This window comes from Anaeromyxobacter dehalogenans 2CP-1 (assembly GCF_000022145.1).
GTDB lineage: Bacteria > Myxococcota > Myxococcia > Myxococcales > Anaeromyxobacteraceae > Anaeromyxobacter > Anaeromyxobacter dehalogenans.
On record NC_011891.1, the window covers coordinates 1251245 to 1273299 of the forward strand.

General features: G+C 70.3%; 23 protein-coding genes. 15 read left to right on the forward strand and 8 right to left on the reverse strand.

What is annotated here, in order from left to right:
* Window positions 1–173: 173 nt before the first annotated feature.
* The 8 genes from A2CP1_RS05585 to A2CP1_RS05615 all read right to left on the reverse strand — a co-directional run bounded on the left by A2CP1_RS05585 (window position 174) and on the right by A2CP1_RS05615 (window position 7517).
* Entirely contained in the window at window positions 174–674 is a 501-nt protein-coding gene (locus A2CP1_RS05585; protein WP_012632454.1) for a hypothetical protein, read from the reverse strand.
* A gap of 2 nt (window positions 675–676) precedes the next feature.
* Window positions 677–850: a hypothetical protein gene (locus A2CP1_RS23420; protein WP_012632455.1), complete on the reverse strand. Its 174-nt coding sequence runs from the start codon at window positions 848–850 to the stop codon at window positions 677–679.
* 241 nt (window positions 851–1091) lie between these two features.
* Entirely contained in the window at window positions 1092–2384 is a 1293-nt protein-coding gene (locus A2CP1_RS05590) for a vWA domain-containing protein (RefSeq protein ID WP_012632456.1), read from the reverse strand.
* Between the two features lie 11 nt (window positions 2385–2395).
* The gene (locus tag A2CP1_RS05595) at window positions 2396–3565 is read right to left on the reverse strand and encodes an AAA family ATPase (protein WP_012632457.1); all 1170 of its coding nucleotides are present in this window, start codon (window positions 3563–3565) and stop codon (window positions 2396–2398) included.
* Window positions 3566–3591: 26 nt separating this feature from the next.
* Window positions 3592–4467 (reverse strand): DUF6744 family protein, encoded by an 876-nt coding sequence (locus tag A2CP1_RS05600; RefSeq protein WP_012632458.1) that lies wholly within the window; start codon window positions 4465–4467, stop codon window positions 3592–3594.
* A gap of 96 nt (window positions 4468–4563) precedes the next feature.
* The gene (radC, locus tag A2CP1_RS05605; protein ID WP_012632459.1) at window positions 4564–5235 is read right to left on the reverse strand and encodes a RadC family protein; all 672 of its coding nucleotides are present in this window, start codon (window positions 5233–5235) and stop codon (window positions 4564–4566) included.
* Between the two features lie 251 nt (window positions 5236–5486).
* Window positions 5487–7205: a ParB/RepB/Spo0J family partition protein gene (locus A2CP1_RS05610; protein WP_012632460.1), complete on the reverse strand. Its 1719-nt coding sequence runs from the start codon at window positions 7203–7205 to the stop codon at window positions 5487–5489.
* A 126-nt stretch (window positions 7206–7331) separates the two neighbouring features.
* Window positions 7332–7517 carry a hypothetical protein gene (locus tag A2CP1_RS05615; RefSeq protein ID WP_012632461.1) on the reverse strand — a complete coding sequence of 62 codons (186 nt, stop codon included), beginning with the start codon at window positions 7515–7517 and terminating at the stop codon, window positions 7332–7334.
* 433 nt (window positions 7518–7950) lie between these two features.
* Between A2CP1_RS05615 and A2CP1_RS05620 the strand changes: the two genes are divergently transcribed.
* The 15 genes from A2CP1_RS05620 (at window position 7951) to virB5 (ending at window position 22054) form a co-directional block, all read left to right on the forward strand.
* Window positions 7951–8862, forward strand: coding sequence for a hypothetical protein (locus A2CP1_RS05620; RefSeq protein ID WP_012632462.1), 912 nt, complete (start codon window positions 7951–7953; stop codon window positions 8860–8862).
* A gap of 6 nt (window positions 8863–8868) precedes the next feature.
* Window positions 8869–10746 carry a protein kinase domain-containing protein gene (locus tag A2CP1_RS22775; RefSeq protein WP_049771359.1) on the forward strand — a complete coding sequence of 626 codons (1878 nt, stop codon included), beginning with the start codon at window positions 8869–8871 and terminating at the stop codon, window positions 10744–10746.
* Between the two features lie 13 nt (window positions 10747–10759).
* The gene (locus A2CP1_RS05630) at window positions 10760–11263 is read left to right on the forward strand and encodes a hypothetical protein (RefSeq protein ID WP_012632464.1); all 504 of its coding nucleotides are present in this window, start codon (window positions 10760–10762) and stop codon (window positions 11261–11263) included.
* A gap of 318 nt (window positions 11264–11581) precedes the next feature.
* Window positions 11582–12448 carry a hypothetical protein gene (locus A2CP1_RS23235; RefSeq protein ID WP_012632465.1) on the forward strand — a complete coding sequence of 289 codons (867 nt, stop codon included), beginning with the start codon at window positions 11582–11584 and terminating at the stop codon, window positions 12446–12448.
* A 241-nt stretch (window positions 12449–12689) separates the two neighbouring features.
* On the forward strand, window positions 12690–13655 hold the full coding sequence (locus A2CP1_RS05640; RefSeq protein WP_012632466.1) for an STM4504/CBY_0614 family protein: 966 nt from the start codon (window positions 12690–12692) through the stop codon (window positions 13653–13655).
* A gap of 144 nt (window positions 13656–13799) precedes the next feature.
* Window positions 13800–14234, forward strand: coding sequence for a hypothetical protein (locus A2CP1_RS05645; RefSeq protein WP_012632467.1), 435 nt, complete (start codon window positions 13800–13802; stop codon window positions 14232–14234).
* 5 nt (window positions 14235–14239) lie between these two features.
* Window positions 14240–14776: a TIR domain-containing protein gene (locus A2CP1_RS22780; RefSeq protein WP_012632468.1), complete on the forward strand. Its 537-nt coding sequence runs from the start codon at window positions 14240–14242 to the stop codon at window positions 14774–14776.
* Between the two features lie 165 nt (window positions 14777–14941).
* Window positions 14942–15175 carry a DUF2188 domain-containing protein gene (locus A2CP1_RS05655; protein WP_012632469.1) on the forward strand — a complete coding sequence of 78 codons (234 nt, stop codon included), beginning with the start codon at window positions 14942–14944 and terminating at the stop codon, window positions 15173–15175.
* Between the two features lie 649 nt (window positions 15176–15824).
* Window positions 15825–16475, forward strand: a complete 651-nt coding sequence (locus A2CP1_RS22785) for a lytic transglycosylase domain-containing protein (protein ID WP_012632470.1) — start codon at window positions 15825–15827, stop codon at window positions 16473–16475.
* Window positions 16472–16870 (forward strand): hypothetical protein, encoded by a 399-nt coding sequence (locus A2CP1_RS05665; RefSeq protein WP_012632471.1) that lies wholly within the window; start codon window positions 16472–16474, stop codon window positions 16868–16870. Before A2CP1_RS22785 ends, A2CP1_RS05665 begins: the two co-directional genes overlap by 4 nt.
* Before the next feature lie 57 nt (window positions 16871–16927).
* Complete coding sequence (locus A2CP1_RS05670) at window positions 16928–17203, forward strand: TrbC/VirB2 family protein (RefSeq protein ID WP_012632472.1); 276 nt, start codon at window positions 16928–16930, stop codon at window positions 17201–17203.
* A 9-nt stretch (window positions 17204–17212) separates the two neighbouring features.
* Window positions 17213–17563 (forward strand): VirB3 family type IV secretion system protein, encoded by a 351-nt coding sequence (locus A2CP1_RS05675; RefSeq protein WP_012632473.1) that lies wholly within the window; start codon window positions 17213–17215, stop codon window positions 17561–17563.
* The gene (locus A2CP1_RS05680; protein WP_012632474.1) at window positions 17551–20001 is read left to right on the forward strand and encodes a VirB4 family type IV secretion/conjugal transfer ATPase; all 2451 of its coding nucleotides are present in this window, start codon (window positions 17551–17553) and stop codon (window positions 19999–20001) included. The genes A2CP1_RS05675 and A2CP1_RS05680 overlap by 13 nt, the downstream gene beginning before the upstream one ends.
* Entirely contained in the window at window positions 19935–21362 is a 1428-nt protein-coding gene (gene dnaG, locus A2CP1_RS05685) for a DNA primase (RefSeq protein ID WP_150106323.1), read from the forward strand. Before A2CP1_RS05680 ends, dnaG begins: the two co-directional genes overlap by 67 nt.
* Window positions 21359–22054: a P-type DNA transfer protein VirB5 gene (gene virB5 / locus A2CP1_RS05690; protein ID WP_012632476.1), complete on the forward strand. Its 696-nt coding sequence runs from the start codon at window positions 21359–21361 to the stop codon at window positions 22052–22054. The genes dnaG and virB5 overlap by 4 nt, the downstream gene beginning before the upstream one ends.
* Window position 22055: the final 1 nt, after the last annotated feature.

The window sequence follows — 22055 nt, forward strand, 5'->3', positions numbered from 1 at the left end:
CTCGCCGCCGGTGATGTCAAGCCTCGTTCATCCGACTGTAGACGCGCGCGCCGACAAAGGAACGCCGCCAGACGGCCTCATGGCACGTGCTACGCTGCGGCGGCCTCGCCCGCCGCCACGGTAGGCGCGGCATGCGCCCCGAGCGCGCAGGACGCGCAGCCCCGAGCGCCGGTTCATGACCGCCGCCGCACGATGGGGGGCTTCGCCGCGGCGGTGTGCGGCTTCTCGGCACCCGGCAGCACCACGCCCGTCGGCACCCGCGGAACTGCCTCCCCCGACCACCAGACCCGGAGCCGCGGGTCCCAACGCCACCCGGTGCTCTTGAGGGCCGTCCGGACCTCGGCGGGCGGCAAGCGCTCGAACTCGAGCGTGCATCGCTTCCCGTGAACGCGAAGCTGGGCGGTTACGGCCTTCGGCTTGGCCGCGCCGTGTCGGGCTGCGAGCAGCTCGTACAGCGACCTCTCGCACTTCTCGCAGATCTCCTCACGGACCGCGGCATCGCGCGCGTACAGCGGGAAGACCGGCTGCCCGCACGTGTCGGTCCTTCCTGGCGAAAGACCGGCGGCGGTCCGGAGGCAGGCCGGGCACCAGACCGCGTCCTCGGCGCTGTAGCCGAGCACCGCGAAGGGCTTTCGGGCGAGGATCTGCGCCACGGCCTCGTCGGTGCGCGCCATGGCTACGCCTCCTCCGGCTCGGCGCCGTCGTAGGGCGTGATCGGCTGCATGTGGATGTCGGGCGGGTGGTAGTCGCCGCAGAGCTCGCAGCAGACGATCTCGAGCTGCACGTCCTCGAACAGCTTCTCGATCGCGTCGTCGAGATCGGTGAACCGGGCTGCCTTCGTGTAGAGCATGTGACCGTCTCCCTGTTTGGGCGGCATCGCGCCGCTCTCACCCGAAGTGGAGCGGCCGATGACGCCCGGGAGCGCGCGGAGGCCGCGCCGGTGCCGGCCCCGCCGCAGTTCGGCGGCGACCGTGCCAGCGAGCCTCTCGGAGCTGGCGCGGTCGCGCGCGCGGGGCCCGGCGGCTTCCCGGCGCGGCCGGAGCAAGCGTGGGAGACGGTCTCGTGCTCGGCGGCAGCGCCGCCCGCTCCCATCACGAGAAGAGGGCGTCCGCAACGGAGGGCTCCAGGGTCGCGAGGTCGGTGACGCCGTGCGCCTCGTCGCACCATGGCGACAGCGCTCCCGCAGGCATCCCGATGGCCAGGCCGTAGATGCTGACGCCCAGTTCCGCGGCGCGTGCGCGTAGCTCGGCGGCGGGACCAGCCTCGTCCTCGCCGTCCGAGACGAGGACGAGGTCGGCGGTCCGGAGCATGCCGCGCGTTCCAGCGATGACCTCGAGCCCGCGCTCGATCGCGGCCGCGATCGAGGTTCCGCCCGAGCAGCGCACGAACAGCGCCTGTTCCGGCAGGGCAGCGCCGGGCGACACCACCTCGACATGGAATGGAGCGGCGTTGTACGCGACGAGCGCGAACGTCCTGCGCTCCGCGCGCGCCTGCTCCAGCAGCGCGAGCGCGAGTGCGGTCGCCCAGACGTCGCGCTCGCCCCCGCCGCCGTCCATCGACGAGCTCTTGTCTAGCAGCACCACCAGGGGGCCGCGGCCGAGCCGGTCGCTCCCGGTGAGCTGGTACTCGAGGACCTGGTGCTCGAGGAGGCTCCGGAAGAAGTCCAGCCGCCGGCGCGGGTCGGTGAGCCGGGCGAGCTCGAACGGCAGGGCACGGGCCAGATCAGCGCCCTGCACGACGTCGTTCACCTCATCGGCGCCGTGCCGCACGCGCGAACGGCGCTTCGAGGCGGCGATGCGCTTCATGCGACCGGCGAGGAGCGCGATGCGCCGTAGGCGCGAGTCGCTCCGGAGCCGCGCCGCGAGCGACTGCGCGCGCCGTCCGTCACCCGCGGCGCCGCCCGCCGTGGACGAGCCGGGGGCGAAGCCCACCCCGGCGAGACCCTCCACGGCGTCACGCACCTCTCCGATGGCACGCGACGCCGCCGCGCAGGCGGCGAGAAGCGGGCGCCGAAGGGGATCCTTGCTGGTCCCAGGTGCCGCGTCAGGTCCTGGCGCCTCCGGCGGTGGAAGCTCGCCGAGGGCGTCCAGGAGCGACTCGACGGCAGCCGCGGCGGCGCTGGCGTCGCCGCGGCACTCCGCGGCGAGCCGGCTGAACTGCGGGAGTGCCTCGCAGCTCGCGTGGATCCGCTCGGCCCACGCGCGCAGCGCGGGCACGCATTCGTCCTCGGACAGAGGTTCGCACTCGCCGGCGTAGAGCCGCTCGAAGAGCTCGTCCGCCAGCCGGAGCTGCGGCGAGTCGTTCGTCGCCGGCAACGGAAGCCCCCGCGCGTCGCGGTGCTGGATGAGGTGCCACTTCGGGACGTCGTAGATGTTCCGTCGCATGGCGCGCCTCCTCAGCGGGCGGTGGCGAGCCCGAGCCCGTGCGTCACGCAACGGGCGAGGTCCGCGTGGAGCTGCGCGATCTCCTGCCCGGCGTCGGCGAGGGCCACCTTGGCGCGCGGGCCCGCCCCGCGCGCCAACTCGGCGAGCCGCGCCTGCTGCGCCTTGAAGTCGTCGAGCGCTTGCGCCGCGCTCGCGATGTAGGCCTTCCGGTCGGAGGAGCGGAGCCCGGCGACCTTGGCGGCGGTCTCGCGGGCCGCGTCGAGGATCTCCGCCGCTTTCGCGCTCACCGGGTCGGCGAGCTCGCCGACGAGCCGCGCGACCTTGGCGCGCTCCTTCGGCTCGCGCCAGAGCGCGTCCACGAGGACGAGGAGGTCCTCGGGCGTCGTCGCGGCCTCGCCGGCGAGGAATGCGTGCGCCTGGACGACGCGGAGGCTCTTCTTCCAGCGGCGATCGGAGGCGACGATGCCCTCCGCGGAGCACGCGTCGCGCACCGCCACGAGCGCGTCCACGGTCGCGTCGGTGATGGCCACCGCCGCGGCGGCGGCCTGGGCCTCGAGGAGGTCCTGGAGCGTGAACGCCGAGGGGAGCGCCGGCTCCGGGCCCGTCACGACCGCGCGGAAGCTCGCGGGCCGGCGGAGGTACTGCACGTCGAAACGGAGGAGGAAGCGGTCGAAGAGCGCCTCTAGCTCCTTCCCATCGGGGAGTTCGTTCGACGCGCCGAAGAGGCTCACGAGCGGCATCACCAGCGGCGCGCCGTCGTTGTGGAAGAGGCGCTCGTTCATCGCGGTGAGGAGGCTGTTCAGGATGGCGGAGTTCGCCTTGAAGACCTCGTCGACGAAGGCGAACTGCGCCTCGGGCAGCTTGCCCGCGATGACCCGGGCGTACCGATCCTGCTCGAGCGCCTTGAGGCTCACCGGGCCGAACAGCTCCTCGGGAGTCGAGAACTTCGTGAGGAGCCGCTCGAAGTAGCGGCCCCCGAAGGCCCGGGCGATGGAACGCACGAGGGCGCTCTTCGCCGTACCGGGCGGTCCGAGGAGGAGAACGTGCTCGCCGGCGAGCACGGCACAGAGCGCGCCGTCGATGACCTCGCGGCGCTCCGGGAATCGGGCGTTGAGCTCCTGCCGAAGCTGCTCGACTGGGACGCGCAGGGCGGAAGACGTGGTGGTGGCGTTCTGGGACATGTCGTGACCTCGTGAGTGATGCGGGATCAGGAAGCCTTGGCCTGGAGGAGGCCCTCGACGTGCCGGGTGAGGTCGTCGAGCTTCGCATCCAGGTCGGAGACCTGGACGTGGAGCACGGAGTGGTAGAGGCGAGCCTTCGCGCGCAGCTCGTCGAAGGTTGCGAGCCGGCGCGTTAGCGTGGACACGCGATCGGGCGGCTCCCGCAGGAAGGCGTCAATCTCGGCGGTGAGCAGGGCGAGGTCCTGCTCGAGCGCGGAGCGCGCAGCGTCGCCGAGGGCCTTGGAGGCCTCCGGTGAAGCGTGCACCGGGACGACGTCGATGCGGCTCCCGCCGATCCCCGCCACCGCCATCTGGAGGCGCCGGAGCGTCGCCGCGAACGGCGCGGGCACCCAGTAGATGCCGCCGTGCTCGCGGAGCGTCACCGCCGCGCAGGAGGCGAGCGTCTTCACGAGCGCGCGCCGGACGTCGTCCGGCGTGTGCGTGCGGAGGAGCCCCTCGTAGCGCTCCCGCACGGCACGGACGAGCTCGTGATCGGGCGCGTCGCTCGCGAGAGCCGGCGTCGCCTGCTTCTGAAGGATGAGGCGCGCCTCCTGCCGGTAGCTGACGTTCCCGGCGCCGTCGCGCTGCTCCTCGACGACGGCGAAGACAAGCTCGTCGTCGTCCTCTTTCCCGAGGCGGATGAGGTGGCCCTGCTGCCCGACCGCCGCCTCTCGGACGGCGGTGCGGAGCGCCTTCTCCGGCGTCGGCGGCTCGGGGAGGAGCGCGGTGGACAGCCCGGCGCCGGTCCAGACCTCCTCCAGGCGTGCCCTGCTGATGCGGGCGTCCTGGAGCGTCCACCAGAGCATGTCTCCGACGTGCTCGCCCGCGGTCTGGAGGTGGTTTCGGATGAGCGAGAGGCTCATGGCTTAGATCTCCCTGTCGAACGAGCGCGGCACCGCGCCGCGCGCCACGCGTGAGGCGGCGCGGTGCCCGCGACCGGTGGGGAGAGGGTGCGGCGGTCACCTGCGCCAGCGGCCCGCCTCGACGAACGAGTAGTACCCGCCGCTCGCGAGGATCAGATGGTCCCTTGCCGTCAACCCGACCAGCTCGGATGCCGCCCTGAGACGCTCCGTGAGGTCATGGTCTTCCGGCGACGGGTCGGCAGATCCGCTGGGATGATTGTGCGCGAAGATGACTCCGTGCGCGCCGACGCGCAGTGCCTCGCGGAGGACGTCTCGTGGCGCCACGGGGCACTGGGTGAGCGAGCCCTCGGAGATCTTCGCCGTCTTGATGAGCCGGCAGCGTACGTCGAGGAGCACGACGTGGAACTGCTCACGCTCGGCGTGCGCGACGTCGCGGAGCAGCTCGTACACGCGCGCCGGGTCCTGAAGTCGCTCCCCGCGCTTCGGCGGCGACCACGCACCGCGCCGGCCGAGCTCGAACGCGGCGACGAGCGCCGCCGCGCGCGCGGGCCCGATCCCGGTCACCTGGCGCAGGTCGTCGGTGGAGGCCCACGCGATCTCGGGGAGCGGCTTCTCGTCGAGCAAGCGGATAGCGGCGTCGCGCACGTTGTTCGCGCCGGCCGTGGGGCCGAGCAGGACCGCGACGAGCTCGGCGTCCGAGAGGGCGCGCGCTCCGAGCAGCTCCAGGCGCTCGTGAGCGCTAGGCGTTTCGACAGTCTTCGACTCCATGGGCCACCTCGTCTGTGTGACGGCGGCACCGCGCCGCCTTCCCCGTCAGGGAGGCGGCGGCGCCGACGGGAGGTGGGAGCGAACTCTCCGGCGGACCAGCGAGGTCGGTCCGCGCTTTCTCACGAGAAGAGGCCCCCGGGGCCAGCTGCCCCGGGGGCCCGCGGTCGGCCGTGACAGGGAGGACACGCCTACCGCAAAACGAAACGGGCGCGCCGCGCGGGGGTGCAACGCTTCCCGCAGTGGCTCGAGCGCTACGCGCCGGCGGGCCTCGCCTTGGCGAGGCGAGCCGCGCGCTTCGCGCCGAGCTCCTCCGCGACCGCGCGCTCGATCCCCACGGCGTCGATGCCGTAGGTCTCGATGGCGCGAGCGAGGTCGCGCGGGTACTTCTCGCTCGACATGACGAAGTAGGCGCCGCGCGAGAGGCACAGCTCGAGGACGAGGGCCCGGAGCGCCGGCGCTTCGACACCGGACGCGATGGTCGCGAGCGCAGCCGTGGGCTGCTCGCCCTTCGGCACCCTGCCGAGGCGGCGCTTCACGGTGTCCACTACCGCGTTGTGGTACCCGCCGTGGAGGATCGTCTCGTAGACGAGCGCAGCGAACCGGTTGTCGTCGGGTGGCGCCGCCTCGGCGGCGGCCACGACGGCGGCCAGAATGCGCTGGCGGATCGTGCGGGCGACGTCCGCGGCGAACCGCGCCTTGGCGGGATCCTGAATCGCCGAGGGTGCCCGCGACGCTTCCGCCGCGTCCTCGAACGGCTCCTCGCCGTCCTCGGGGTCGGTGAGCGGCTCCACTGGCGCGCGCAGCGCGCCGAGGTCGATCCCGTTGCGCAGGAGCGCGTCCGTGACCTCTTCCTTCATCGCGAGGCGCACCGGCTTTCCGGCCGAGGTGAAGGCCAGCACCGGCGGAGGGCAGAAGTCGCCGAGCAGCTCGCGCCACGGCACGCGGTCCGGGTGATCCGGGCACGCCGCGTCGACGTCGATCCAGGCGCTGTTCCAGGGGAGGGTGGTGCCCCCGTTGAATACGCGCCTCGACTCCTCCTGGAGGAGCACGGTGCCGCCAGCCGCGAACACCTCGCGGCGCTCCCGGTCCACGGACGCGGCGACCTTCGTCCGCCAGCACGCGACGTCCGTGCAGACGTCCTTGCTATCCGGTTCGGAGAAGAGCGCGGGCTGGTTCACGCTTCGCTTTGGGCAGGTCGTGCACGGACCGGCCGGCGCGACCAGCGTCGCGTCGCTCACGGGGAAGGGAGCGCCGTCGAGCCGGAAGGCGTAGTCACGTTCGATCACGGCCTCGATCGCGGCGGTCCCGAAGTGCCCGCCGTCGTCGAGCTCGTCCTCGTACGCCTTTTCATCGGCGTAGCGCTTCATGCGCGCCCAGGCCTCGATCTGGAGCGCGGTCGGGATGCCGCGCGCGATGAGGAAGGCGCCCGTGACGGTGAGTTCGCCCGCATAGAACGCCTTGCGCAGCTCCGGGGCGAGCGCGGTCAGCTTGAGGCGGTTGTAGACATGGGCCGGGGAGCGTCCCGCGACCTTTGCGATCGACTCCGGCGTGTGGATCGGCTTGCCCTTCCGGTCGCGCATCGCGAGGAGCCGCTCGTACGCTTCGGCCTCCTCGAGCGCGTGCGGGTCCTTCCGCTGGGTGTTCTCGAGGACTCGGCGCGCCTGCGCCTCCTCGTCGGTGAGGTCCTCGATGGTGGCCGGAATCGTGTCGAGGCCGAGCTCCTTCGCCGCGCGCCACCGCCGCTCTCCGAAGACGATCTCAAAGCGGTCCCCCTTCGGCCGGACCTTGATCGGCATCTGGATGCCGTAGGTCCGCACCGACTCGACGAGCGGAGCGAGGTCGACGTCGGCCTGGCGGTTCTCCGGCGAGGGGTCGATGGCAGTGACGTCGAGCAGCGCGACCGCGATCGGCTTGGTGGCTGGGCGGCGCTTCACCGTTCGCGCCGCGCTCTTCCTGGCAGTGGCTGGCATGGGGCTCCTTCGCGTGTAGGGCGGCACCGCGCCGCCGCGCCGGACCGGGCGGCGCGGTGCCCGCTCGGCTCGCCCGCGCTGAAGCGAGGACGGCGGGGGCGACAGGCGCCCCCGCCGCGGGCGAAACTACTTGCCGGCGCTCTCGGTGTCGCGCGGCTCCTGGAGAAAGACCGCGAACTCGCCATCGAGGTGGTGCAGGAAGAGGACGCCGTTCTTGCCGCCCTCGCGGATGAGGAGCTTGCCGATCTCCTGGTAGAACGTCTTCTCGCCCTGCTTCTTCGCCTTCTTCACGGTGTACGTGGTGTTGGCCATCTTCCGTCTCCCTGTGGTGGGCGCGGCTTCATGCCGCCCTCACCCGGGGTTGGGGCGGCTGAGGCAGCGCCAGAAGCGCGGAGAGCCGGCCGATCGCGCGTCCGACGCTTCACGGCGCCGCGGCGGAGCCCTCCGGAGGAGCCGTGCCACCGAAGCTTCATGTGAGGTGGCGCGGGCGGGCGCGGAGGACGCGCAGGCTTTCGGCCGGCTCGGAGCGCGGCCACTCGGAGCGGGAGTGGCGACGCCGGGCAGAAGCGCAGCGACAGGGCGCCGTCTTCCAGGAGTCTCAGGCCCCAGCCGGGCCGCGACCGGGTGGCGCGGGTTGCGGCCTCGCCACGCGCCAGGCGATTGCGGACCCCCCTATGCCATGGCACGATGAGCCATGCCGTGGTTACATCCGTCGCTCGCAGGCGAACGGAGGAGGTCCGCGGACATGGCGCGCGTCTGGACGCTGGTGCAGTGCACGGTCGCCCTCGCGATGCTAGGCGGTGCTCCTCGCGCCCTCGCCAAGGGCGCGGCCCAGGAGGCAGGGGTAAAGGGCGTTCGCCAGATCGTGCTCGACGAGAAGACGGTCGGAAAGGCCATCGCCATCCGGACTGCGCGGAACCTTCTCACCACGGTGGAATTCCCCGAGGACATGCTGGGCGCGCCGTCGTGCGGCGACTGCACCGACGGGAAGAACCCGGACAGCGACGCGCTGTTCCGCGTCGAGCCGGTCGCGCAGGGCCGGTACCTCGCCATAACGCCGAACGGCGACGCGGGGCGGCGCACGAAGCCGGGCGAGGAGCCGGTGACGACGGTGCTCGTCCGCCTCGAGCACACGACGCTCATGCTCTACCTGGAGCGCGTCGAGCGGAAGTCGGCAGCCGACACCCGGGTCGTGCTCGTCTACCCGAACCGCTCCGGCGAGAGCGAGTACGTGCGAGCGGAGAAGGCGAAGCTCGAGGCGGAGAGCGCGACCCGGATCGAGTCCGAGGTGAGCGGCCGCTTCCTGCGCGCGTTCAGCGAGCCGCACCACTGCTCAAAGAAGGGCGCGCGCGCTCGGAACGACGACGTGGTGTTGGAGGTGACCGAACTCTGCTACTTCGGTCGCGAGGTGATCCTCTCGTTCACCGTCGAAAACCGCGGGCGGATCCCGGTCGAGATCGGGTCGGTGATCGTTAACAAGGGCGCGAGCAAGCGCGAGTACCTCTCCGAGCGGACGATCGAGTTCCAGAAGGTGAGCAGCGGGGTCGTGTCGCTCCGGCTCCCAGAGGGTGACACAACGGGCGGGCCATTCGAACTCACCGTCTCCGAGGGAAGTGGGAAGCGCCGCGCCGTCACCGTGGGCGGCCTCGACTTCTAACCCGCCATGACGTTCACGGGCGACAGGCCGGGAGTGCTGCGGTCCCGCTCCGGCGGAGCCACCGTCACGACCACCTCGGGCAGCGGCGCCAGTCTGAGCGGCGCGCCTCGGCCTGGAGAAACCCTCGAACTCGGCGCGGAGGCGACGCGGTACCAGATCGTACGCTCGCTCGGCATGGGCGGCACGGCGGAGGTGTTCCTTGCGCGCCGGCTCGGCCCAGCCGGCTTCGCTCGCCCGGTGGCGCTGAAGTGCATCCTCACAGGCCTCGACGTCGACGAGTCGACGCGCCGGGCGTTTGTGTACGAGGCGCAGCTCGCGAGCAAGCTGCGCCACCCCAACATCGCGGAGGCCTACGACCTCGCGCTGGTCGGAGACCGCTACTACCTCGTCCTCGAGTACGTGGACGGCGTGACGGTGAGGGGCGCCCTGCGCGCCGCCCGCAGGGCGGAGCGCCACCTCAGCGAGGCGTTCTGCTGTCACGTCGCCGCGAGCGTCGCCGAGGCGCTCCATCACGCCCACACGCTCACCGACGAGGACGGGAACCCGCTCGGGATCGTGCACCGCGACGTCACCGCGGTGAACGTCATGATCTCGCGCAGCGGCGCGGTGAAGCTCCTCGACTTCGGCGTGGCGCTCGCGCGCATGGAAGGGCGCGAGCGGACGCGGACCGGACAGTTCAGGGGCACGTTCGTCTACGCCAGCCCGGAGCAGGCGCTGAGCGAAGAGCTCGACGGCCGCTCCGACCTGTTCAGCCTCGGCGTCGTCCTGGTCGAGATGCTCACGGGCCTCCGCGTCTTCGACGCCGGGACGGACATCGGCACGATGCGGAAGATCGCGGAGTGCAGCCCCGAGGACGTCGAGGCGGCGATCGCGGCCCTGCCGCGGGAGCTCGCCGGCATCTGCGCGAAGGCGCTCGCGCGCAGGCCCCCGGATCGGTTCCAGGATGGAGCGGCGTTCTCCCGCGCTCTCCGGGAGTACCTCACGGCCAGAGGCATCACGTACTCGCCGAGCGACTGCGCCCAGGAGCTGGGATCCCTCGGCCTGCTCGCGGCGGCGCCTGACGCGTCCGATCCGGTGGCCGTCGCGGAGGACGTTTCGAACTCTGCCGCGAACAGCGCCGAGGGCATGACGGCAGCGCCCGACCCGGCCACGGCGCAGCCCCGCCGGCGCGCCTGGCGCCGGCGAGCGGTGGCGAGCGTGGCCGTGGTCGCCGGCGCGGTCGCGATCCTCGCAACGGGCTCCGTCAAGCTCCTCTCGCGCAAGGACCTCCGGACGGCCGCGCCGGCGGTGGCGGCTTCCGCGCCGGCGATGGTCCAACCGGCGGGCGCGAGCGAAACCGAGCCGACGCCTAGAGCGAGCGCGGCCGGACGCGACGTCCGCACGGAGCCCGAGCCGATCGTCCGGCCGAAGGCGTCGGCCAGCGGCGGTCGCGTTGCGGCCACCGTCCGGGCGAAGCCGCTCTCGGCGCCCGTCCGCCGGGAGCATTCGCCCTTTAGGACCAGCTCCGCCGACTTCGCGGATCGCGCGACGGTTGGGAGCCCGCGCGCGACGTTGCCGCGCGGGACCCTAGTCGCAGTGAAGCTCCTGCGCGTGCTCGCCGGGCCGAACCCTGGCCGCGCGGAGGCGATCGTGACCGAGGAGGTCGCGGCCGACGGTGTCGTGCTGGTCCCGAAGGGAAGCACAGTGAGCTGCTCGGCGAGGCCCCCGGCCGACGGACGTGTCCCGCTCTCGTGCGACTCGATCAGCACGTCGGACCGCGTCCTCACGTTCAGCGGCGTCGCCGTCGGCGAGGGACAACACGTGGGGCTCCGTCTGCTCGACGACGAGATCGCCGCCGGCACGCCGTTCGTCGTATACGTGAGCGCGCCGGCCGCGCTCCGGTGAAGTTGGAGAGAGGATGCCAGTGGCCCGAGTCCAGCCTGTCCAGGAGCACCGGAAGTCCTTCCGCACGAAGACGCTCCGGCTCCATCCGCTCGAGAACCTCATCTTCGAGCAGGCGTGCGGAGCGCTGAACGGCATGGAGCGCACGCAGCTCATGCAGGAGGCCGTGATCCACGAGGCCGCGCGCCTCGGGGTCCGCTGGACGCTCGAACCCGCCCCGCCGCTCACCTCGTCGTGGCCGTACATGCCGCAGCGTGGGGACGAGCCGACCGAGGTGCGCGTCTCGATCACCGTGAGCCTCCCGGTCGCCGAGATCATCACGCGCGCCGCCGAGCACGTTCACGCTAGCGAGCCGATGTTCATCATCGGCGCGACCCTCGCGCACATCGGGCGCCTCAAGGCATGCTTCAAGGGGGTCCACGCCGAGACGCCGGAGGAGGCCCGTGACATCCGGGCTGGCCTCGAGAAGATCAAGCTCCCGCCGCAGTACCAGTATCCGCCAAAGGCGAAGCGGCGCTGAGCCTCACGTCGAACGAAACGGCCGCTCTCGCGAGCGGCCGGTCCGGTACTGAATCAGCAAGTCGCGGCGGCCGGCTCCGACGGCAATCGAGTCTGGGGCCCGTGCTCGGCGCCGAGCTGCGGCCCGTGCGCGGGCGCCTCCCGCGCCGAGAGCTTCGTCCGGGTGCGGCCGCCCCGGCCCGCGGCGTAGAAAGAGAGTGACGTGGCGGCGCCGAGGGCGTCGGGCTAAGCGCTACGTCTCGCACGACCGGCCTGCTTGCGGGCGAACAGGCGTTGACCGTTGCGAAGCCCCGCTGTACTCGTCAAGCGGGAGGGACCGATGGGGATTGAAGACCTCGCGGAGCGAATCCTTGTGGCGCTCGCTGAGTACGAGAAGCACCCGGGCGACACTGGCCGGGGACGCTATGGGTTCAACGGCGCCGAGCTCTCGGAGTTGATAAACCGCGACGCTAAGGCGTCACCTGACGAGATCAACGACGCGATCGAGTACCTGGACGACAACGGCCTGCTGGAGCGCCGGGATTTCTTAGGAACTCACCCGTTCTCGTTTGGTCATGTAGGTTTAAACTCGCGCGGCAGACACGCGTACGAGAAGCTGAAGGCACCTGAGCGACCCTCCGTCGCGACTGCGACGGTGGAGCGGCCATACCGACCACCACAGCGGCCTCCAACCCCGTTCGGATTCACGGAGTATCACTGGGCTGAAGTCGACGCACTGGTCGCACAAGGAAAGATTCGAGTCGTGATGGGATACCAGTGGAATTCTGCCCACTACGATCGCAAGCTGCTCGTGTCGCGCATCGAATCGCAATTCCGCTGGGCGCTCGATCTGTACAACGAGAAGCCGAAGGCCGGCCCCAAGGAGATGGTCTTCACGGAACTCGCCGCAGGCTATGGAGAGCACCTCTTCACCAACATCATCCGCGACATCCTCGCAGCAGACATCGCGGTATTCGATACGTCTGACCTGAACCCGAACGTCATGCTGGAGCTTGGGGCAGCGCTGGCGCTCGGGGTGACCGTGCTACCGATTCGAGCGGCGGCTGGCGCTAAGCCTCCGAGCGACATCGTTGGGTTGACCTGGGCCGAGTACTCGAATTCCGCTGAACGGTTCGCGGACCACCCCGGTCATCTGCTTCGCCTCGCTGCGCTCGTCGCTCGTGCGGCCGAGAGGCACCGCGGGTGAGACTTCGATCCTCCCGTGCGGAGCTGGAGCTGGCGCTCGCCGCGATCCAATACCCAGCGGAGGGCGCGGCGCCTGAGGAGGTGCTGCGCCTCGCGGACGACCTGCTCTTCGGAGAACGCGGTACGACGCGTCCCCGCAACCGGTGAGGCTTGGTCGGCGCCACCGCGGCGTCGCGGCTGGCGCTCGGCGCCGTTCGGCCCCGTCAGGGACGCCAGTATGATGCGTCGTCTGGAGGCTTTGTATGGCGCTGCTCGACCGGATTTCTCGACGACGCAAGCCACCTCAGCCGCTGGTGAAGCATGACCAGATCCCGCCAGCCTTCCGACTCCAGGCGCAAATGATCCTCCAGGATGCGCTCGGTCGGGACGAGTACGGCCGCCAGCAGCGACTCATCGAAGAACTCGGTCGGATGTTGTACCGAGAGATTCCCACCCCGTCGTTCGAGCTGCAGCGCGTAGGCAGTTGGATTCGGGGAAACATCACCGCGCCCGACGTGCTGTACCAGTACGTCGCGGTTGGCAACACCGACGAGTGCCTCGACGCCATCGAACTCGGTTTTCGCGCGATCAACGGCGAGATGCGGGAGCGGTGGAACAAGTCGCAGCACGACCGTAAGTCGTATCTGCATTGGCACGGCGCAAAGCTGACGCCCGACGAAGCAACGGAAGAGCTGAATGTTCGATTCGCTGATCACGGCTTGGGCTACAGGTTTTCCGTCGAGGCGCACCAACTCATACGCAGCGACTCACAGTACATGCAGCAGGAGGTGGTCGAGCTGGCGTGGCGCCTACTTCATGAACTCGGGTTCGACGGCCCCGCCGAGGAGTTCGCGCACGCTCACCGGTGCTTCCGCCGCGGCGGTGCGAAGGACCTGGAGGACGCGATTACGAACGCCGCCAAGGCAGTCGAGAGCACGGCGAAGGCGATCTGCGCTCAACGCCGCTGGAAGCATGATCGGGGCGCGACCCTCAAGCCTTTGCTGAAGCTCTTGTTCGACAAGGGCCTCGTGCCGACGCGACTCGACTCGTTTTTCGCGGGGCTGCGGACCGCGCTCGAGTCCGGGCTGCCGCCCATCCGGAACAGCCAGGGCGGGCATGGTCAGGGGGCGAAGCCGCGCGAGATCGACGATCACGTCGTGGAACTCGCGCTGAACCTCGGCGCGTCGTCGATCGTGTTCCTGTGTCAGGCGCACAGGGCGATGAAGTAAGCGCGCCGGCCGCCGGACGCCGAACGTGAATGGGAGCGCTCTGGCGTCGCCGGCTCCAGTGGACCCGTGGACCCGCGCGTGTCAGCCCCGGCGCATATCATGCGGGTGCTGGGCCGAAGCGTGCGCCCGGGGAGGAAGGGTCACGTGAGCATCACCGGAGCCCACACCGCCGCGAGGGCCGGCTCGGATGAGAACCTCTCCGCGCATCTGCAGATGATCCAGGGCGTCATTGGGCGGATGGGCCAGAACGCGTTCAACGCGAAGACATGGGCGATTACAGTGATGGCTGCGGTGTTTGCACTCGGCTCCACGTTCACAAGCAGTCGGACGGACGCTGCGATCGTAGCCCTCGCCCTGCTGCTCTTCTGGACGATGGACGCGTACTTCCTGCGGCAGGAGCATCTCTTCCGCGACCTGTACGACGCGGTGGTCCGGGGCGAGGCCCCGATGTTCTCGATGGACACGTCTCCGCATAGGGCGGTCGTGGGCAGCACGTTGCGCTTCGTCGTCTCCCGAAGCGTGTGGCCCGTCCACCTCATCACCGTGCTCGTCGTCGGGGCGAGGGCGTTCAAGGGTTAGTTGCTATGGCACGTCGCGTCTATTTCGCCTTCCACTACGAGCGCGACATCTTCCGCGTGAACGTGGTGCGCAACTCCAACGTCGTGCTCGGCACGACCGATGCCGGATTCTTCGACAAATCCGAGTACGAGGAAGTGAAGCGCAAGAACCCGCAGGAGATCGCCCGGCGCCTGCTCGACAAGATGAAGGGCACGAGCGTCACGGTCGTGCTCATCGGGCGGGAGACGTGGCAGCGCTCCTGGGTCGCGTGGGAGATCGAGCAGTCCATCGCGAACAAGAACGGTCTACTCGGCGTCTACATCCATCACGTGAGCAGTCTCGGGCAGGCCGACCCTAGCACGCCGACGCCCCCCGTCCCCGCGGTCCCGCGCGGCGTACTGTTCCCGATCATCTACTGGAACTCCCGCGACCTCAGCCAGTTCGCTCGGGAGGTCGAGGCCGCCGGGCAGCGCTCCGACAGCCTCCGCGCAGCGGAGCGGGCTGCGTTCCAGCTGATGCTCGCCGCGAAGCTCGGCAAGAAGAAGGAGTGGTGGGAGACGTAGCCCGCGCCGCTGCGACGAGACGTCGCCCGCCCGTCGCCGACGCGCCGCGCCCTGCCGCTACCTCCATTCCACCGAACCCGTGTGGCGCACCGACCATCAGTCGGTGTCAGAGGCTGGTGCTACATCCGTTCAGCGACGGCTCGGCCCGCCCAAGGAGAACGCACGATGGCGAAGAAGGACGTGTGGGTCACGGGGAACCGGAGCGACGGCTACAAGGTGCGGAGCGAGGGCGCAGGGCGCGCGGCAAGCGTCCACCCCACACAGCGCGAGGCGATCGACGCCGCCCGCGACAAGGCTCAGGCGCGGAAGAGCGAGCTCATCGTGCAGGACCAGCACGGGCGCATCCGGCAGAAGGACAGCTTCGGCAACGACCCACGCGCGCCAAAGGACAAGCGTTAAGGTCGTACTGGCTCGCTACTCGCAGCGCGGGCAGGACCCACCGGCAGGGTATCGCCGGTGGCAGCGCTCACATACGTCGTAGCTCGCGACGAGGATTCCGGCACCGCTGCGGTACTTATCGGCTTTCTTCTTCGCTGCCGCAGCACGGCGGCTGCCCTTCGGGCGTTGAGTCTTGCGCGCCGACGTACGGTGCTTGCTGCCGTTCTGCGCGGTTCGCTTTCGCATCCTGTCTTCCCTGTCTTCCGTCGATGTCGCACATGGTCCTGGCCGCGATCGCTAGGTGAGCCGCCGGTCGAGCAGCCAGACCGTACCGGCGGCTATCTGGATGACCCAACGAGGTACGCGACCTTCGGTTTCACCTCGACGATGGCCGTGTGGCCGACCGCCTTGCGCTGAAGGATCTGACCGCCGACGAGGCAAGGATCGCCGCCTCGCGAAGAAATCGGTGAGCGGAAGGTCGAGGCTCGCGACCGGGCCGGCCTGTCTACGATTTCGAGGCGGTTCGATCAGCAACCGTCGCAAACCGACTATTCCCCTGATGGGCGGATCGCTCCCGCGCGCTTGACAGAGTTCGAGGCACGCCGCACCATGCCGGCATGGTAGACCGTGCCTCAATTTGTGCTGTCGCTCTAGGCGACGGGAGGAGCGCGTGACCGGCCTCAGCGCGCTCATCGTCGCATGCGGAATCGTACGCCACGTCGGCCTGATCGAGGCCATCGTCCGGGTGGAGTCCGGCGGCAATCCGTTCGCGCTCGCGGTAAACGGCGCAGTGGAACTGGTGCACGCGCCTCGCGATCGGGACGAAGCTGCGGCGATGGCCCGATGGCTCGCGGCGCACGGCTACAACTTCGACGCCGGGCTCGCGCAGGTGAACAGCGCCAACCTGGCGCGGTTCGGACTCGACACCTCCAGCGTGTTCGAGCGCTGTGCGAACCTCCGTGCAGCGAGCCGCGTGCTCGAGGAATGTCACGAGCGCGCGCTCCAGCACTGGGACGACGAGGAGCGCGCGATGGCGGCAGCGCTCTCCTGCTACAACACGGGCCACCTCACGCGCGGATTGAGGAACGGCTACGTGACCGCGGTGCGAGCGGCCGTGGACTCGCTGGCGCCGGGGCCAAATCGCGACGGATCGCGCGGCGACGAAGCCTGCCACGTGTGGGGTCGCTCCGCGCGCCGCAACCCGGCGCGCGGGAGCGGCCGGGCGCGGGCAGCGATCGGCGACACCCAGCGGGACGAAGTGTTCGCGATGTCGCTGGCGGATGCCTTCGCCACGCGCTCGCACGAGGAGCGGGTGCGATGACGGACGCCATCAACACGCCGCCCGCGGCCAGCAACGAAGTCATGGGCGCCCGGGCCTTCTTCCCGTGGCACGACACATACGGCCGAGAGCACCCGGACATCCCTCGGTGCGTCGGAGCGATGAGGCCTCGCAACTCGTGGTCGAAGCGGCGGACCTGGCGCGACTGCCAGCGGAAGGGCGTCGTCAAGCGCGGCACGTATGCCGGATGCGAGGCGTGGTTCTGCCTCCAGCACGATCCCGCGAAACGCGACGAGCGACGCGTCGCGAAGCTCGCGCCCGTGTCCATGGAACTGCTGCGGCAGGCGCTCGACCTGATGCCGCGGACGAAGCGATCTGGCGACTGGCTGCGCCGAGCCGAGGCCGTACTGGCCAGGGCGGAAGGGCGGCGTCCGTAAGCGGTCGCGGGCAGCGAACTGACGCGTGGTTCACCAGGCTGGAGCAAGGAGGATTCCATGGCGGCGGTGTTCAAGCGATTCGTGTTCACGGTGGCACTGGCATCTTCGGCGACGAATACGGAGGCGCAGGGGCTCTCGCGGGCACGCTCGACCCTGCAGAACTTCCAGTCCGAGCTCATGCTGTTCGTGCCGATCGTCGCGGTCGTCTCGCTCATCATCCTCGCGATCCTCTGGGGCCTGCGGATCATCCACTTCCGGACGCTCGCGCAGTGGGGCGGCGGCGTCCTGATTGTGGGCGCCGCGAGCCAGCTCGTGAACATGCTGCTCTCCTGAGGGCACGCCGTGGCCGCGCGATTTCCGCTCTTCAAGGGTGCGACCCGGGTGCCGACCGTAGCCGGCGTCCCGCTCATCCCGGCGGTCGTGCTCGTCATCACCGTGGCCAGCGCGACCGTGTTGCTGGGCTTCAGCTGGCTCGCGCTCCTCGCCCCGGGCTGGCTCCTCATGGCCCAGGTGACGCGCACCGACGATCGGGCGTTCCGGATCCTGTGGCTCTGGGCGCAGACGAAAGTTGCGAATCGCCTGCGCCTCGGCGCTCGGCGCGGCGTCCACGATCTCTGGGGCGCCTCGGCCTACGCGACCTCCGACCGCCGTTTCCGGAGCTGGGAAGGAAGGAGCAGCCGATGGGCCGGGTGAACCTGCTGCAGGCGAGCCGGGGCGAGTTGCCGGCCACCGCCTTCGTTCCGTACTCGCACCACGTCACGCCGACGATCGTGGCGACGCGCGGAGGCGAGTACCTCTCCGCGTGGAAGCTCGGCGGGCGCGCGCACGAAGCGGCGTCCGCCGGCGAGCAGGCGGAGTGGGTGGCGGACCTGAACAACGCCTGGCGCGGCCTCGCCGAGGCCGGCGTGGCGTTCTGGTCCCACGTCGTCCGGCGCCGCGCGGATGCCTTCCCGCGGAGCGCCTTCGACGGGCACTTCTGCCGGCGGCTCGACGCCGCCTATGCGGCGACCCTCGCCGGCGCGCGGTTCATGGTGAACGAGCTGTACCTCACGCCGGTCGTCCGGACGGTGGGCGACGAGGTCCTGGAGGCGCTCGGCCGCCGCGAGAAGGAGGACGTCCCGGCGAAGCTCCGGCGGCAGCAGGACGGCATCGCGAAGCTCGACGACCTCAACCGGGCGCTCGGCTCGACGCTCCGGCGCTACGGCGCGGAGCTGCTCCGGACGTACGAGGGCGAGGGAGGGAAGCTCTTCTCGGCCCCGCTCGAGGCGCTGGGGCAGCTCGTGAACGGCGAGCGCCTACCGATGCCGGTCTGCCGCGACCGCTTCGGCGACTACCTCGTCGTGAACCGGCCGCTCTTCGGCTGGCACGGCGAGGTCGGCGAGCTCCGGCTCGTGGACCGCGTCCGACGGTTCGGGATGCTCGAGATCGTCGAGTACGACGGGAAGGGTACTACCCCGGGCGACCTCGATGGACTCCTCCGGGCCGAGTTCGAGTTCATCCTGACGCAGAGCTTCGCCGCGCTCTCGAAGCACGCCGCGAAGGGATTCCTGGAGCGCCACAAGCAGCGGCTCCTCGACGCCAAGGACGTCGCGAGGAGCCAAGTCGCCGAGATCGACTTCGCACTCGACCAGCTCATGTCGGGGTCGTTCGTCGTGGGCGAGCACCACGCGACGCTCCTCGCCTTCGGCGAGAGCGCCGACGAGGTGCGCGATCACTTGGCCTGGGCCAGGTCCGAGCTCCTCGACCGCGGCATCGTGGCGAAGCCGGTGGACCTCGCGCTCGAGGCGGGGTTCTGGGCGCAGCTGCCGGGGAACCTCCGCTGGAGGCCCCGGCCGATGGCGATCACCTCGCAGAACTTCCTCTGCTTCTCGCCGTTCCACAACTTCATGACCGGCAAGGCGGCCGGGAACCCCTGGGGTCCTGCGGTCACGGTTCTCCGGACCGCGAGCGGGACGCCGCTCTACTTCAACTTCCACGCGTCGCCAGCCGGCGAGGACTCCGAGGGCGAACGGCTTCTCGGGAACACGCTCATCCTCGGCCAGTCGAGCGCGGGCAAGACCGTGCTCCTCGGCTTCCTCCTCGCACAGGCCCAGAAGTACCGGCCCACTGTGGTCGCCTTCGACAAGGACCGGGGCCTCGAGATCGCGATCCGCGCCATGGGCGGCTGCTACCTCCCGCTCAAGAGCGGTGAACCGACCGGCTGGAACCCGGTTCAGCTCGAGCCAACGAGCGCGAACCTCCTCTTCCTGAAGGGGCTCGTGAGGGCGCTCGTGTCGGCGAACGGGAGCGAGGTCACGCACGAGGACGAGGTGTGGATCGATCGCTCGGTCGACACGGTGATGACGCTCATCGACCGGAGGCATCGCCGGCTGTCGCTCCTCCTCGAGTGTCTGCCCGATCCCCTGAACGAGGACGGCGCGCATCCGAGCGTGGCGGCGCGTCTCCGACGCTGGTGCGAGGGTGGGCCGTACGGCTGGGTGTTCGACAACGCCGAGGACGTGCTCGATCTCGGAACGAACCGCGTTTACGGCTTCGACATCACCGAGCTCCTCGACTGCGCCGACGCGCGAGGGCCGATGATGAAGTACCTGCTCCACCGCACGGAGGCGATGCTCGACGGCCGCCGCTTCATCTACGTCTTCGACGAGTGGTGGCGCGCGCTCAGCGGCGAGGACTTCGCCGAGCTCACGAAGAACAAGGGGAAGACGATCCGAAAACAGGACGGGTTCCTCGTCCTGTGCACGCAGGAGCCGGACGACGCGCTCCAGAGCCCCGTGGGCAAGTCGGTCATCCAGCAGTGCGCGACGCTGCTGCTCCTCCGGAATCCGAACGCCACGCGCGAGGACTACGTCGAGGGTCTGAAGCTTAGCGAGCCCGAGTACGAGCTCGTGCGGTCCCTTCCGGAGCAGAGCCGCCGGTTCCTCGTGAAGCAGGGTGGCGGCTCGGCGGTGGCGGAGCTCGATCTGTCGGCCATGCCGGAGGCGCTCGCCGTGCTCTCCGGCACGCCGGACCGGGCCCGGCTCGTCGAGGCTCTCGCGGCGGAGTGTGGCGAGGCTCCGGAGCAGTGGCTGCCCCGGTTCTGGGAGCGGCTCGGCGTGCCCGTCCAACCGCTCGAGCAGGAGACGCCATGATCTCGCCCGACATCATCGAGGAGGTGAAGCGGCTTGCCGACCCCGTCGTCCTCATCGGCGCCCGGGTGAGGCTCTGGAAGAGCGGCATCGCGTACGCGGGCTCCTGCCCGTTCCATGAGGAGCGGCAAGCGAGCTTCCGCGTCTATCCGAAGGACAAGCACTTCGTCTGCTACGGGTGCGGCGCGAGCGGCGACATCTTCCAGTTCTTCCAGCGTGCGGACGGGAAGGCCTTCCCGACGGTGGTCCGCGAGCTCGCGGCGTCGCTCGGCATCGTCATCCCGCCCGAGCGGCCCGCGACGGCACAGGAGCAGCGAGAGCGCGGCGAGCGCGCCTCGCTCCTCGCCGCCTGTGAGGCGGCGATGAGCCACTGGCAGCGGAACCTCTGGGGGAGCGAGGGCGAGAAGGCGCGCGAGTATCTCGCGGAGCGGCGGGTGACCGACGAGGCCGCGCGCGCGTTCCGACTCGGGTTCGCCCGTCCGGACTGGCACGACCTCGAGCGTGCGCTCGGCGCGGCGAAGATCGCGCACGCGGTCCAGCACGCCGCCGGGGTGATCACGTCGCGAGAGGTGCCGGGGAAGGGCGTTCGGTACCACGACCGGTTCCGCGATCGAGTCGTCTTCCCGATCGAAGACATCCAGGGCCGCGTCACCGGATTCGGAGCCCGAACGCTGGGCGCCGAGCCGGAGGCGAAGTACCTGAACGGCCCGGAGACGCCGCTCTTCAAGAAGTCTCGCGTGCTGTTCGGGCTGCGCCAGGCGCGAGATGTGATCCGAAGCACCGGGAGAGCGCTCCTGGTCGAGGGCTACTTCGATGTCATCGCGCTGCACCAGGCGGGCTTCACCTCCGCCGTGGCCGCCTGCGGCACGACGCTCTCGCGGGAGCAGGTCGAGCAGCTCGCCGGCGCGGGGTGCATGGAGCTCGTCCTCCTGTTCGACGGCGATGAGGGGGGCGCGCTCGCGGCAGCGCGGGCGGCGCGTGTGCTTCTCCAGGCGAACCTGAGCGCGACCGTGGCGCGGGTACCGACCTCGAGCCACGGCGGCCAGAGCGACCCTGACGTGCTCGTCGCGCGCTCGGGCCGTCGCGGCATGGAGGAGGTCCTTGCTGCGGCGAAGCCATTGACCGAGTTCCTCATCGATGACGCCGTCCAGCGGCACGCGGATGGCATTGGCGTCCAGGCGCCTGTCGAGCACAAGCTCGCGGTGCTCCGCGCGGTGATGCCGTTCGTGCTCGCGACGCCAGATGGTCTCCCGCGGGCGACGTTCGAGCGAGCCGTCGCGCGCCGGCTGGGGATCGACATCGGTCCGCTGCGGCAGGAGCTGCAGAGGGCGGCCCGCACCGAGCGGCCAGGGAGCCATCCATGAAACACCTCCGAACGTTGGTAGTCGCCGGAGGCTTCGCGTTCGCGACCGCGGCGCACGCGCAGGGCATCCCGGTGTTCGACTCGTCGAGCTTCGGTCAGATGGTTCTGTCGGTGAAGGCGCTTGGGGATCAGCTCAGACAGCTCCAGGCCACGTACCAGGCCGTGAGCGGAACCCGTAACCTCGGTGAAGTGCTCTACAACCCGGCGCTCCGAGGTTACCTGCCGGCGGACTGGGCGCGCGTTTACGACACCGCGGCCGCAGGAGGCTACCCCGGGATCTCCGGGCCACTCCGGGCCGTCCAGGACGGTGAGCGGCTTCGCGGCACCGTCACCGACGCGCAGGCGAGCATCGCGGCTCGGAGCCGGACGACAGCGATGGCCGACAAGGCTACGGGCCTGCATGCGTTCGAGGGTGCGCGGGCGCGCCTCTCCCAGATCGAGCAGCTCATGCGGCAGATCAACCTCACGCACGATGCCAAGGGCGTACAGGAGATCCAGGCGCGCATCGCGGTGGAGCAGGCCGCGGTGCAGAACGAGACGACGAAGCTCCAGCTCGTCGCCATGCTCCAGCGCGCTGAGGAGCGGCTCGTCGAGCAGCAGAAGACCGACCTCGCGCAACGGATCCTCTCCGCATCCAACCGCGGGATGCCGCCGTGCTGCTCGGTCGACCCGGGCGCGGGCGCGCGGAGGTGAC